The following is a 13,903-nucleotide window of genomic DNA, read 5'->3' on the forward strand; positions in this document are numbered from 1 at the left end:
GGTCGGCGCGGACCCACTGGCGGTCCTTGGTGTCCCAGAACAGGTGGTGTTCGGTGGCGAGGATGACGCCGGTCTCGTCGCCCTTCTTGCCGTCGGTGTCGACCGCGATCTGGACGAGATTGAGGTAGCCGACGCCCGAGAAGGCGGCGACAACCGGCTTCGGCACGGTCCTGCCCGTCAGCGGGTCGGTGGCCAGGACCTTGTCGCCGGGCCTGATCCGCTCGATCGCCTTGCTGGTGCCGTCCGCCAGCTTGACCATGGTGCCCGCGGCGAAACTGTTGCAGCCGGATCGTGCCCCGGACGTGGCTCGTGCCTTGCCCGCTGCCCTGCTCGCTGTCCTACCCACCGCGGCCTTGCCTGCCGCTGCGCCGGCGGATTCGCCGCCGCCGGCCGCTGCGCCGCCGCCGCGGCCAAGGGCGCTCCGGACCTTGCTGGCCGCCTTGCCCGCCGCTCCGGCGACGGTCCTGCCGGTCGCCGTGGTGGCGAGTTTGCCGAGTGCCGCGCCCACACCCTTGCCGACGGCGCCGCCTACCGCGCCGGTGATGGCGCCGACCGCTGCGGCCTTGAACGCGCCCCCGGCGCTCCATTCGTCGCGTGGTGTCGAGACCAGGTAGCCCGCCAGGTTGCCGGCTGCTCCGCCCGCGGCGGCGCAGCCGATGCTGCCGGCGCCTCCGGTGGCCACTTCGCAGCCGACCGTGACGACGACCGCGACGGTGACGTTGACGATGGTGGCCTTGTGCTCGTGCCAGATCTTCTTCGCCTTGCAGCCGAAACTCCAGCGGCCGCAGTGGGGCGGATTGCTGGGCGGGGGAGGCGAGGAGTAGCCGCCTCCACCGCCTCCGCCGCCCCCACCGCCGCCCCCACCGCCACCGCCGCCGCCGGAGGGCGGGTTGCACGGGTTGGAGGCGATGATCCCGCATTGGGTGCCGCCGTCGTACATCAGGCCGGTGGGGTCGGAGCCGGTGACCGGGTTGTTGTCGGCGTAGGCGTAGCCGTTCCAGCTCTGCGGGTCCGAGGCGTCGAAGACGGGGTCGACGGAGATGAAGCGGCCGGTCTCGGCGTCGTACTCGCGGGCGCCGAGGTGGGTCAGGGCGGTGGCCTCGTCGATGACGCCGCCCACGAAGCCCTTCTGGCCGGGCCAGGACGCCGGTGCGACGCCACGTTGCTGCCCGAACGGGGTGAAGCGGCGGCGGGTCGTCGCCTGTGTGGAGGTGTCGTCGACGGAGGTGTCCGCGGTGCCGTGGTGGTCGGCGCCGAGCCAGGTCACGCCCTTGCTGGTACGAGCGGCGATGGCCTGCCCGGCGAAGTCGTAGTAGCGGGTCGCGCTCTTGGCACCGGTCTTGGTGTCGACCCGGATCTCCATGCCGGCGACGTACAAGGTGGTGGAGGTGGGGTCGCGGCGGATGAGCCGTTCACCGCCGGCGTCGTAGACGAAGGTGCTGACCCCGGAGGGGTCGGTCGACTTCGCGAGGTGGCCTTCGACGTCCCATTCCAGCAGGCGGCCTGAGCCGCGTTCGGTGGTGTTGCCGGACTTGTCGTAGGTGTAGGTGTCGATCTGGCCGTCGCGCGGGCCGCCGTCGTACGCGACGGAGGTCAGCGTGTGCGGTTGCGGTTTGCTCGGTCCGGCGTAGGTGTAGGTCTTGGTGATGTCCCCGGTCGCCTGGTGGTCGGTCTCCTTGGTGCGGTTGCCGACGCTGTCGTAGGCGAAGGACTGCCAGTAGGGCGCGGGTCCCCCGACGATGCTCTTCGAGGGTGCGGTGGCGCAGTCGTCAGTGGAGGTCCAGGCGTCGGTGAGGCGTTGCAGCCAGTCCTGACGGAAGCACTGCACGTCGGGCGTCTGGCCGGACGGCGTGTCGGCGATCTTGGTGATGTTGCCGGACGGGTCGTAGGTGTAGTTGGTGTCGGCCACCGAGATGGGGGCGGTCTCCCGCTCGAACACCGAACGGGTGAGCCGGTTGGTGCCCTCCTCGTAGAAGTTGGTCTCCTTGACCCGCTTCAGGCCGGTGCTCATCGTCATGTCGAGGACCTGGCCGAGCTTGCCGTAGGTCGTCGAGGTGACGTAGTTGGTCAGGCCCCGCATCGTGGTCGGGGTTGCCGAGCTGGTCGTAGTCGTACAGGATCGTCTCGCCGAGCAGGCCGCCCGCGGCGGGCAGCACGGTGCGGTGGACGGTGCCGTCGGGGTTGTAGTCGGTCGTGGTCTTGTACGTGCCGGCCAACCCGCCTTCGGCGGCGGGTATGACGGTCTGGGTGCCGGTGGGCCGGTAGGCGTTGTCGTAACCGGTGACCGAGCTGGTGTAGGCGTCCATGGCACCGGTGGCCGCGTTCTTGACGTAGCGGGTGGAACCGGTGGGCTGGCCCTTGACCACGGTGCCGTCGGGCAGCTTGTCGAACGTCCACTCCGCGAGCTTGGTGCCCGCGGCGGAGGTGCCCGGCGTATTCGGCGGTCTTGCGGCCGAGGGCGTCGTAGGTGAGGAACAGGCTGGAGCCGCGGGCGTCGGTGACCGTCGTGAGCAGGTCGTTCTTGTCGTCGTAGGTGAGCTTGGCGGTGCCCTTGTCGGGGTCGTCGACCTGGACCAGGCGGCCGCGCAGGTCGTAGTGGTAGGTCCAGGTGTTGCCCGCGGTGTCGGTGATGGTGGCGGGCTGTCCGGCGCGGGTGTAGGTGTACTTGGTGGCGTCGTAGTCGCCGGTCGGGGCGTCGCCCTTGTACTGGCGGACCTCTGTGGTCTCGCCCTGCCCATTCGTGATCTTCGTGATGGGGGTGGAGCCGGCGGGCGGGTCGACGCTGATGCGGTCGCCGCCGTACGTGGTGGTGGTGCGCCACTGCTCGGTGCCACGCTTGCGGAAGATCTGCGCGGTCGGCCACTCCATGCCGTTGTAGACGGTGACGCTCTGGCCGGGGATGTCGTCGTCGCTGGCCGGGACCCACAGGGCGTTGCCGGGATCGCCTTCGGTGTAGTAGTCGGCGTTGGACTTGTAAGCCAGGCCGCGGGTGTCGTAGAGCGTGTCGTTGATCAGTCGGCCGCCGCCCGGCGCGGGCTCCTGCTTCTGCCTGGGGCGCACGAGTCCGTCGTAGAGGGCGTACCCGGTGGTGTAGGTGGCGCCGTCGGCGCGTAGCGTCGCGGTGGAGACGGTGGTGGGCCCGTCGGCGCGGATCTGGTAGCCGAACTTCATGTTCGGGGTCGAGGCGTAGCTGGTCTTGGCGTGGCCGGGCAGCCACACGCCGGTCAGCCGGCCGAGCGGGTCGTAGGCCAGGTCGGCGCGCTTGCCGTTGGCGTCGGTGGTCGCGGTGGCCAGGCCCCAGGCGGGCTCGATCTCGGTGGTGGTGACGTGGCCGAGGGCGTTGGTCTCCTGCTTGGCGGTGACCAGGCCGGTGGCCGGGGTGTAGGACGTCCTGGTCGTGGTGCCGTTGGGATCGGTGACCACCAGGGGGCGGCCGTAGACATCGAAGGTGGTCGAGCCGGCGGTGACGTACTGGGGGCCGCCGTCCCAGGAGCCGAGCTTCTCGGTCCTGGTGACGTCGCCCTTGGACGGCGCCGCGCCGAAGGTCCCGCCGTCGTAGTACTTGCGGACGTCGGAGGTCACGTCGGCCGGTCGGTCGGGAGTGACGGTGCACGCCTTCGTGACGGTCTCGACGCGGACGGCGTAGGAGATCATCCAGCGGGCGGCGTCGCGGGCGTAGGTGGTGCGGACGCAGCTGTCGTCGTCGGCGGTGGCCTGGTCGCCGAGGTCGTTGACCTGGGTGGGCAGGCCGTCGCCGTTGTAGTCGGTGTCGGTCGTGTTGTACCGCCAGCCACCCGACGCCAGCGCGGTGCGGGTGCGCTCCTTGTCCTCGCGCACCATGCTCGCCGTGGTGGTCCCCCACGAACGCACCCGCTTGGCGGTCTGCTTCGTCCAGTAGCCGGTGATCGTGCCCGTCATGGCGGGCCCGGTGGGGCCGTCGTAGCGGATCTCCTCGCGGACGCGGCCCTGCAGCGGCTCGGCGTCGTCCACGGCGGTTCCCGTGGAGTCGGTGACCTTGACGTCGCGGGTGCCGCCGCCGGACAGCTCGTCGCCGTCCATGCCGCGGAAGTAGGTGAACTCGGCCTTGGAGCGCTGCTCCCCCGGGGCGCCGCGCAGCACCCGGACCTTGCCGTAGCCGCGCCATTGCGACCAGGTCTTGTACTTCTCCTTGGTCAGTCCGTCGTCGTCGTCGTGGTGCCAGGCCCCGCCGCCGAGGTACTCGTAGGTTTCCAGCACGTCAGGGGCGCCGCCGGTGCGGTCGATCTGCTGGACCTGGGTGACGACGTACTTGTGGAACCAGTCGAGCTTGGGCGAGGTGGCGCCCTCCGGCGACCAGTACTGCGGGTAGCAGCGGCGGGTGTTGGAGTCCGGATCGGGGGTGGTCCCGGCCTTGCAGTCCTCGTCGGAGTAGGTGATGGACAGCGCGCCGCCGGTCTCGTTGTCGATCGCGGAGATGCGCCACTTGGTCAGCGGAGGCCGTCCCTCCAGGGCGTCGACCCGGTTGGGGCGCTGCACGCCGGCGAACCTCACCGGCGGCAGCGACGCCGTCCCGCCGACTTTGCCGGTGTGCTGGATCCCGGCCAGCCACAACGCTGCCGCCGTGCCGTCGCCGGGTGCGCGCATCTGCTGGTCGAGCGTCCAGGTGTCGACGTCCTTGTACGCGCTCCCCGACAGCACCTGGGTGGTGACGGACGCCAGCCGCTTGCGCGTCCAGAACGTGGGCGAGTAGCGGTCGAGGCACTTGTCGCCGGAGTCGCAGTTCTGGTCGTAGGGGACGTCGGGCCAGTACTTGGCGTTGTCCTTGGTGAACTTGCCCTCGGCGCAGTCGAAGCCGGAGGTCGGGATACACCGTTCCTTGACGTCGAAGTCCACCTGGGCTGGAGCTGAGGTGGAGAAGATCGCGTCGGAGCGCTGCCCGTAGTCGATGCGCTTGAGGTAGCCGCCGCGGTCGTAGGAGGTGGGGGTGCCGTTCGGCACGCCGTCGGTCAGGGTGGTGACGTCGCGGCGGTAGTAGTTGGTCTCGCGGCCGTACCAGAAGGTGCTGACGGTGCCGTGGGTGTCGACGACGTAGTCGAGATTCCACCGCCACGCCTGCTTGCACCAGGAGTCGGAGAAGGAGTCCTTGTGGCAGGGCTCCCCGTCGTCGTCGCCGAACACCGGGACCGTCCACGTCGACTGCGTCTCGGCCTTGCCGCTCGTCCAGCCGGGCAGGTGGTTCTGGCCGAAGTAGTACTGGGTGCCGTCGGGGGTGGTGACGCGCCAGTACTCGCCGTCGTTGTCGCCGTTGTCGGCGCCCGACAGCTTCTCGATTTTGGAGCCGTCGTCCTCCTTCGGCTGCCAGGTGCCGGTGGCGTCGTCCAGAATCAGCTCGGTGGCCTGGCCGTTCAGGGACAGGGTGGCGTTGTGGTTGCCCCAGCATTGGTCGTTGCGCTTGGGGGTCACGCCGTCGTCGGCGCACTGCTTGTACCTACGCTCGATGAAGCCGGGCCAGTAGTCGAAGCCCTCGCCGATCCACGACGCCTGATTGTTGGTGGCGACCGTACGGCCGTCGATGCTGCCCGAGGAGTAGACGAAGCCGATGTTCGGGGTCGGGCCGCCAGGGGTGGGCGGCAGCCGGAGCGGATAGGACCAGGAGAAGGCGCCGCTCTGGTTGCTGACGCTCCAGGTAGCCGACGGCGACAGCGAGGTGGCCTCGTACGTGCCCGCCGCGCCGGACGGGGCGGCCTCGGCGGCCAGCGTGGTCGCGCCCGCGCCGAGGGCGACGTCGGCGGCCAGCCGGCCGGTCTTGACGTCGTTGTTCGTCGGCAGAGGAGTGCGGGTCTGGCACTCGGGCAGGTCGGGCGTGGTCGCCGCGCACGCCGGCAACTGGGCCAGGCGCAGGCGGGAGGCCCAGTCGCCGCCGATGGCGTACCGGAAGGCCGAGTAGTCCACCTCGACGGACAAGCGAGCCGGGGCGTTCTGCGCGGTGAGCTGGATGCCGAGGCCCTTGATCTGCGATCTGTCGGCGGTGCGTGCGTCGAGCGTGCGCACCTGGACGGTGGTGGCCCCCTCCGCGCCCTTCGATCGGGTGGCGGGCGCGGCCCGGCCCAGCCAGACCGGCAGGCTTCCGGCCCGTGACCTGGCCCTGCCGCCGCTCGGCGCGGCCGTTCCCGCTGCGGCGGTACTCTCCGCGCCCTGCGACGGCGCGTCACCGGACGCCGGGACGGTCACGGTCGCGGTGCCCGGTTGCGGCCAGGACACGGCGGGCGCGCCCTTGAGGTCGTATCCGGCGCCCGGGTCCGTCAAGAGCCCGCGTGCCTTGGCGGTGCGGCCGGGCACCGGATGCTGCTCCTGGGCCTGCTGCCAGCCGGGGTCGTCGGTCGCCTGGGCGGCGATCGAGCTGACCAGCGTGGCCGGCACCACGACGGCCAGGACTGCGGCGACCTGGATCAAGCCTCGCCTTGAACCGAGCACGGCTTTCCTCCCGAGGGGGCGTCGGTGAGCGTGTGGAGCGTGGCGTCTAGCCGTCGATGGGGAGGTTCATCGCGATGTTGATGACCTGCCGGTCGGTCAGGGTGCCGGTGTAGGCGCGGACGTCGTCGATGTCGCCGCTGAAGTAGTCCACGGCGGCGCTCTTGTACGTGGCGCGGCCGATCTGCAGCGCGCCCGCCGCCCATCCGCCGGTGACGGGACGCTGGTCGTTGAGCTGGCCGTTGACGTAGAGGCGGATCTGCTTGGCCTGCTCGTCGTACACGCCGGCCAGGTGGGTCCAGGTGTTGAGCGCCGAGCAGTCGATGGGCTCGGCCGAGGTGGCGTGCGTCAGGGTGCCGACGGCGGCGTCAGGGGTTGTCGAGAACGACCAGTGCGGCACCGCGACGCCGTTCTCGGCGATGAGCCGGTAGCCGAGGTAGAAGGAGCTGTAGGCGGCTCCGTCCTGGGCCAGGACGGTCATCGCGTGGCTCGGCAGTACGCAGGTGTCGTCGCCTGACAGGCGCACCCACGCGGTCACGGCGTAGCTGTGGTCGGTGCGGAGCGGCGCCGACGGGGTGGCCGCGTAGCCGGTGGTGCCGTTCAAGCTGAGCGCGCCGCCGCCGTCGAAGCCGTCGCCGGTCCAGGCGGCGCCGCCGCCCAGGGCCGCGGGCCAGCGGCTGTCGGTGGAGTTGACCGCCGTGGTACCCGTGGTCTCCTCGAACTTCCACCAGCCGCGCTGGATGGGCGGCTGCTTGGCCATCGCGGCGATCTCGTTCCCCAGCGCGGGGTCGTTGACCGTGCGCGGGTCGTCCGACAACTCCCGCTTCCAGATCTTCACCTCATCGATGTCACCGGCGAAGTTCTCGATGTAGCCGCCGTGCGACTGCACCCGCCCGAGCTGCAACGGGCCCGTCGCGTCCCACGGCTTGTACGGGAAGGCGCCCGTCGTCGTCTGCAGGATGCCGTTGACGTACAGCCGCAACTGCCGTTCCGGCGCGTCCCACACCCCGGTCAGATGTGTCCAGATCCCGGTCGTCGGCTCGTCGTCGCTGATCGCCCGGACGATGGTCATGTCGTCGACGTCGGCGTTGAACTTGCTGAAGATCCACCGCTTGTAGCCGGAGGAGTAGTAGAGCTGGAAGCCCGTGCCTCGGACGGCGTTCTGGCTGACCACGGTGGAGTTCTTGGTCTTGTCGTTCAGCAGCACCCAGGCCGACACGCTCATGCTCCGGTCGGTGTGCACCACCGGGCCGGACGTGCTGCCGTAGCCGGTGCTGCCGTCCAGGCGCAGGCCGCCGGCGACACGCGCGCCGGTCCAGGTGGTGCCGCCGGCGAGCGTCAGGGGGTGGGTCGTCGCCGCGGAGTCGGCCGCCGTGGTGCCCGTGGTCTCGTCCAGCCGCCAGTGTCCCTCCGGGTCGAACCCGGTGTTGACGTAGAAGCTGTAGACGGCGGGGGTCTTGCCGACGTTGCCTGCCCGGTCCACCGGGTAGACGTACAGGGCGTTGAGCCAGTCATGGCGGGGCGCGACCCGCACGTTCACGGTGGTCTGCCCGGCGGGGATCTTCACCTGGGTGGCGGCGGTGGCCAGCGCCGGGTCGTCGAGCGCCCATCGGAAGGCCGTCACGTCGCTCTCGCCGTCGCCGGGGGCCAGCGTGAATCCGCCCGCCCAGCCCACGCTGCCCTGCCAGGCGTCCGGAGTGTCGGCCGGGTAGTCGAGGGAGCTCACCTTGGGCACGGTGGCCGGGTCGATCGTGTCCACCGTGAACTCACACCACTTGCTCCACGCGCTGGAGTCGGTGCCGTCGTAGGCCTTGACCTTGTAGCCGTAGGTGTGGCCGGTGGTGAGCCCGGCCAGCTTGATCGAGTGGTCGGTGGCCGAGGTGGTGTACTTGTAGGCGGTCCTGCCGTCGCCCGGCAGGGTCGAGGTGATGTCGTCCCACACGCCGGTGGTGGTGTTGTAGTGGTGCAGGACGAACTCGGCCCGTACGCCGTCGTTGGCCTTGTCCGGGTCGTAGATGCGGGCCTTGAGCTGGAGCGGATTCGCGGCATCACCGGCGTTGACGGCCGGGCGGGCCGCTCCGGTGACGCAGGGCGTGGCTGGGTAGGTGCCGATGCCCGACGGGGCCGCCGGCGGGGTGTTGTAGTCGATGACGAGCTTCGGCGCGGTGCCGAAGCCCTTCCACCCCCACACGCCGCTGCTGGTGTCGTTGGAGTCCCTCAGGCCGAACGTCGTGTTCGACCAGCCGCTCTTGGCGGCCTTGACGATCGCGCCGGTGACGTTGAACTCGATGCCCTTGTCCGGGCAGGAGGAGCTGTAACCGGCGTCGGAGGCCACGCTGTCCAGATGGTCGCTCCATGACGGCTGGCGGTTCCAGGTCGTCGAGGTGGAGATGCCGCCGGTGAGCCAGAGCTGCACGGCCTGCGGGTCAGAGGTGCACCCCCAGGACTTGACCTGCGTGATACGGAACGTCGCCTTGAGGATGTGCTTGCCGTTGACGTTGTTGGAGTCCATCCGGAAGAACGACCGCTTGAGACCGCTGCCGTAGTTGCCGGCTTCCGGCATGTGGCTGGAGTTCCAGTACTCCTGGGCGGGATAGGACTTGTCCACGTATGTCCAGGCGAGCTTCGAGCCCGACCACTGGGGGTCGATGTAGACCGGGTACGTCGTGCCGGGGGAGGCCAGCAGGCTCTTGTCCGGCGTGATCGCGAGACGGTCCCCTGCCAGGTCCACGCCCATGACCGCCTGCCTGGCCGGCTCGGCCTTCAGCGAGGCGGAAGCGGCCGTCGCGCCTGAGGAGTCCCACATGCGTGGCGCGGGCGCGTGGAACACCTCGGTCCCCGACTCGGTGACCGCACTCAGGCCGCCGGTCGCCGTCTTGCGCACGTTCAGCCCGTTCGCGCGCAGGCCGAAGGCGACCTCGTTCAGCGCGGGGTTGGCGGCGGCCTGCCTGGACTTGACCACGAGCACCTCGGAAAAGCCGAGCACCGACGCGGTCACCTTCAGGTCCACGCCCGGCAGCACCTCGGCATACGTCGCGGTGTCCCCCTCAAGGGACGGCTTGGGCAGGCTTCCTGGCCAGGTCATCGCGACCGAACGCCCGTCCTCTCCGATGGCGGCCAGCGGGGCCGCCCCGCCGCCGGAGAACGTCAACTCCAGCGGCGTCGCCACCGTCCGCACACTCCCGTCCGCGGCGAAGAGCAGACTCGGGTCGACGTCGGCCCAGCCCGCCCCGCGCCGTATCCGTTCGGGCAACGCCGAGGTCTGCGAGGTGAACGTGCCGTCGGGGTTGGCGAACACCTGGCGGTTCTCCGTACGCAGCGACCAGACCTCGACTTGCTGCTTCGTGTCGCGCGCGCGGTCGAGGGCTTGCCGTTCCGTCGGCGCGGGGGCGTCCCCCCGTCTCCGCGCGTACGGGCGTCGTCGTCACGGTTACGGCGGCCAGGCAACCGGCCGTCAGCGACAGGACGACGGCAAGGAGACCACGACGGGTACGGCGGCGCATGAAGCCTCCAGAGAATCGGCGTGACGGATTTCCACGGAGTACTCATCGGTGCCCGCCGCAGGGAAGGTGCCGGCGATCCGAAACGCGACCATTCTGAAACAGGCCGATCGAACCGGCGTCAACCTGTCGGATGAAGATCGCTGCAACCTCTGCCGTAGGGTGCCGGCCCGGCGGGTAAACCAGCGCGGTAGGCGGGCCGCCGGTCTACCGCACAGGTCGTCGTTCTGATCAATCGGGTGGTGAATGAGAGGTGGAGGGGTTGGCGGCTAGCATGCGCTGATGCACGCAAAGGTGCTGTCGTCCGTGCGACGGCTCGCCGTGAGGAATCCCTTCATCGTCGACCTGCTGTTCAGCCTGCTGGTCACCGGCGCCACGCTGGCCTTCGCCGCCGCGCTCAGGACGGGGCCAGGCGACTGGGAGTACGCGCGGCGTGCGATGGACGCCGTGGGCATTGGGCTGACGCTGGTGGGCAACCTCGCCCTGGCGTGGCGGCGGAAGGCGCCGCTCACCGTGCTGGCGATCTCCTGCACCGCGACGGCCGTCTTCCACGCGGCCGGCTACAACGCCAGGCTCAACGACATAGCGCCGCTGCTGGCCCTCTACACCGTGGCCAGCCGCCGGCTCCCGGCCATGTCGCTCCCGTGCGCGCTGGTGGTAGCAGGCCTGTGGTGGCACGCCGCCACCCTCGGCCCGGACGACTTCATCTGGCCGAACATCGCGCAGACGAGCGTCATGGTGGCGGTCGCGTGGTCGTTCGGCACCAGCACCCGGATGCTGGTCGAGCGCAACCGGCGACTGGCCGAGCTCAGCGCCCGGCTGCGCCGGGAGCAGGAGGACCGTGCCCGGCGGGCCGTCACCGAGGAACGGGTGCGCATCGCCCGCGAGCTGCACGACGTGGTCGCCCACCACATGTCGGTCATCGTGATCCAGGCCGGGCTGGCCCGCTACGTCTTCGGCTCCGACCCTGCCACCGCCCGCGGCGCGCTGGCCACCATCGCCGACACCGGCAGCGAGGTCATGGGCGAGATGAGACGGCTGCTGGCGGTCTTACGCGTGGACGCCGACGACGACCCCGACGCCGACAACTACGCCCCCGCGCCCGGCCTGCAACGGCTCGAAGCGCTGGCCGAACGGGTACGCGCCGCCGGGGTGCCGGTGGAGGTGTCGATCACCGGCTCGGTGCGCCCGCTGCCACCCGGCATCGAGGTGTGTGCCTACCGGGTTGTGCAGGAATCCCTTACCAACGTGCTGAAACACGCGGCCCCGGCCACGGCGCGCATCTGCGTGCACTACGGAGCCGAACTGGAACTGCGCATCGACGACGACGGAGCCGGAGCACCCGTCACCCCCGGAGGTGACGGCCACGGCTTGATCGGCATGCGCGAACGCGTCAAGCTCTACAAGGGAACGATCAAGGCCGGGCCCCAACCCTCGGGCGGGTTCGAGGTCGTGGTCACCCTGCCTCTGTCGTCCCCGGGCCACGACGATCGGCCCGCCGAGTCGCACGGTGGGCCGAAAACATGATCAACGTACTCGTCGTCGATGACCAGATCCTCATCCGCGCCGGGCTGGCCGCGCTGATCCGGGCCGCGCCCGGCCTCGACGTCGTCGGGGAGGCGGCGACCGGTGAGGAGGCCGTGGCCCTCGCGGCGGCCACCCGGCCCGAGGTGGTCCTCATGGACATCAGGATGCCCGGCATGAACGGCGTCACGGCCACCGAGCACATCCTGACGCCCGGCCCCGCCCAGCCGCCGCGGGTGCTCATCCTGACCACGTTCGACCTCGACGAATACGTCTACCACGCGCTGCGAGCCGGCGCGTCGGGCTTCCTGCTCAAGGACACGCCGCCGGAGCGGCTCATCGCCGCCATCCACACCGTGGCCTGCGGCGACATGTTGTTCGCGCCGAGCGTCACCCGGCGACTGGTCGAGGCGTACACGCAGCACGCCCGCCCGAGCACCGCCACCCGACCCACTCCGGTGCTGGACCTCCTCACCTCGCGTGAGGCGGAGGTGCTCAAGCTGGTGGGGCATGCGCTGTCCAACACCGAGATCGCCGCCCGGCTGTGCGTCAGCGAGGCCACGGTCAAGACCCACCTCAACCGGGCCATGACAAAGCTGAACCTGAGCAGCCGCGCGCAGGCGGTGGCCATGGCGTACGAGTCCGGCCTGGTCACCCCGGGTCGGGAGAGCGCCACGCCCCATGACGTCTGAACTGCCGACTCTCCTCACGAAGCAGGACGACGGAGCCGCTGTCGGGCCGGATGCCCAGATGGCGACCTCCGGGCTGCCAACCATGAAGTCGACGTGGGTCTGCTTCACCCTCGGCGCGTCACCCGAGCAGAGGCGTTCGGGCATGCCGGCGCCCCAGGCGAGGTGGCAGGTGGCGTTCTCGTCCAGCAGCCTCGCCACGGAGACCGTGCCCGAGCGGCCCACGAGAGAGGAGCCGTCCACGAGGGCCAGCTCGCCGGCACCTGGCACGCCTCGGTCACGGGATCGTGCTCGGCGGCGGCACCGTACTGCTCGGCCTGCTCGCCCTCGCCATGGCACTCACCGACCGGGCCTGGCTGACCGCAGCGGCCTACCTCGCGTCCACGGCCGCCAACGGACTGCTGATCGGACGCTGGCAAACCCTCGTCGCGGACTCCGCCCCCGAGCCCGAACGACCCCGCTGGTTCGCCTTCCAAGGATCATCCTGGGGTGTCGCCCAACCTGTGGTCCCGGGCCTGGCGGCGGCGTTCGGTTCCTTGGCGGGCACCCCGGGTGCGGGCGCGTTCTGGACCGCGGCCGTCGCCTTCCTGGTGGTGCCCCTCTTCCTCAGCTACTCCTGACCCAACGCCGCTCCCACGCCGAGCTCGACGGCCGTGCGAACGAGTACGGGCTCATCGCCGCGCTCATCTCTTAGCGTTTTGCCGGCAGTGAGCACGAAGGGTTAATGAACACCGCGTATGGTGCTGAATACAGTGTTCGGAATCTGGAGGGCTCGATGCCGACAGCTGTGGACCGCAGGGTGCGGCGGACCAGGGAACTCCTTCGCCGCGCCCTGGTGGAGCTGATCCTGGAGAAGGGCTATGACCGAATCACCGTGCAGGACATCATCGACCGCGCGGACATCGGCCGTTCGACCTTCTATGCGCACTACACCGACAAGGACGATCTGCTGCTCAGTAATCTGGAGGAGCTGGCGTCGGCGTTCGAGGAGCACATGGAGCGCCACTTCGCGAGCCGTGCCGAGCCGAATCCGGTATTGGCCGCCTTCCAGCATGCCGACCGGCAGCGCGACCTGTACAAGGCGCTGGCCGGCAAGCGGGGTGCGGAGGTGATGCGGGCGGGGCTGCACAGCCGGATCAAGGAAGCGATGACACGGCAGATACCCGAGTTCCTGCCGCACCGTGACAGCGCGGTGCCGGTGGACGTAGCCATGGAGTTCTTGCTGACCTCACTGCTCGGCCTGCTGGTGTGGTGGCTGGACAACGACGTGCCCTACACGGCCGAGGAGATGGCCGATATGTACATGCGGCTCATCGGGCCCGGCGTGCAGGCTGCCTACGGAATCTGAACACTTTCGCCGATCTGTTCACTACCGCACTGAACTGCGGTTTCGTCGATTGACCCGGCTTCTCTGTATCGAACATTGTGTTCTGTAACTGACTCGATGTTCTGAAAGGAGGCTCGGTGTCCGTCATCAACGTACGTGAGGTCACCAAGACCTACGACACCCCGCAAGGCCCGTTCACGGCACTGCGCTGCGTCTCGCTCAAGACCGACCCCGGCGAGTTCCTCGCGGTGGTCGGCCGCACAGCCACAGCGATTACCGACCACACGCGACAGGAGACCGCCCGGACAAGCCCGACAAAGCACACATCACAACACACGAACGGGCACTCTTTGTCCTCGAATGAGGAGAGTGCCCGCAGCGCAGATCTAGTACGTGCCCCCTGCAGGATTCGA

General features: G+C 69.8%; 7 protein-coding genes and 1 pseudogene. 4 read left to right on the forward strand and 4 right to left on the reverse strand.

Annotated elements, in window-relative coordinates; genetic code table 11:
- From ABD830_RS32575 to ABD830_RS32585, 3 genes are all read right to left on the reverse strand, one after another.
- On the reverse strand, positions 1-2,080 hold a 2,080-nt coding region (locus tag ABD830_RS32575; RefSeq protein WP_344996095.1), incomplete at its 3' end, for an RHS repeat-associated core domain-containing protein.
- Positions 2,068-6,432: an RHS repeat domain-containing protein gene (locus tag ABD830_RS32580; protein ID WP_344996098.1), complete on the reverse strand. Its 4,365-nt coding sequence runs from the start codon at positions 6,430-6,432 to the stop codon at positions 2,068-2,070. The genes ABD830_RS32575 and ABD830_RS32580, both read right to left, overlap by 13 nt.
- A gap of 67 nt (positions 6,433-6,499) precedes the next feature.
- On the reverse strand, positions 6,500-9,748 hold the full coding sequence (locus ABD830_RS32585; protein ID WP_344996101.1) for a LamG-like jellyroll fold domain-containing protein: 3,249 nt from the start codon (positions 9,746-9,748) through the stop codon (positions 6,500-6,502).
- 484 nt (positions 9,749-10,232) lie between these two features.
- Between ABD830_RS32585 and ABD830_RS32590 the strand changes: the two genes are divergently transcribed.
- Positions 10,233-11,477 carry a sensor histidine kinase gene (locus ABD830_RS32590; RefSeq protein ID WP_344996104.1) on the forward strand — a complete coding sequence of 415 codons (1,245 nt, stop codon included), beginning with the start codon at positions 10,233-10,235 and terminating at the stop codon, positions 11,475-11,477.
- Positions 11,474-12,166 (forward strand): response regulator, encoded by a 693-nt coding sequence (locus ABD830_RS32595; RefSeq protein ID WP_344996107.1) that lies wholly within the window; start codon positions 11,474-11,476, stop codon positions 12,164-12,166. Before ABD830_RS32590 ends, ABD830_RS32595 begins: the two co-directional genes overlap by 4 nt.
- A 63-nt stretch (positions 12,167-12,229) precedes the next feature.
- Here ABD830_RS32595 and ABD830_RS54385 read toward each other — a convergent pair.
- Positions 12,230-12,502, reverse strand: a pseudogene (locus ABD830_RS54385) (aminopeptidase); the annotation flags it as partial.
- Here ABD830_RS54385 and ABD830_RS32600 point away from each other — a divergent pair.
- Positions 12,427-12,783, forward strand: coding sequence for an MFS transporter (locus ABD830_RS32600; RefSeq protein ID WP_345002187.1), 357 nt, complete (start codon positions 12,427-12,429; stop codon positions 12,781-12,783). The pseudogene ABD830_RS54385 and the gene ABD830_RS32600 sit on opposite strands and share 76 nt — an antisense overlap.
- A 104-nt stretch (positions 12,784-12,887) precedes the next feature.
- Positions 12,888-13,511, forward strand: coding sequence for a TetR/AcrR family transcriptional regulator (locus tag ABD830_RS32605; RefSeq protein ID WP_344996110.1), 624 nt, complete (start codon positions 12,888-12,890; stop codon positions 13,509-13,511).
- The last annotated feature ends 392 nt before the right edge of the window (positions 13,512-13,903 follow it).

Source organism: Nonomuraea helvata (assembly GCF_039535785.1).
Taxonomy (GTDB): Bacteria; Actinomycetota; Actinomycetes; order Streptosporangiales; family Streptosporangiaceae; genus Nonomuraea; species Nonomuraea helvata.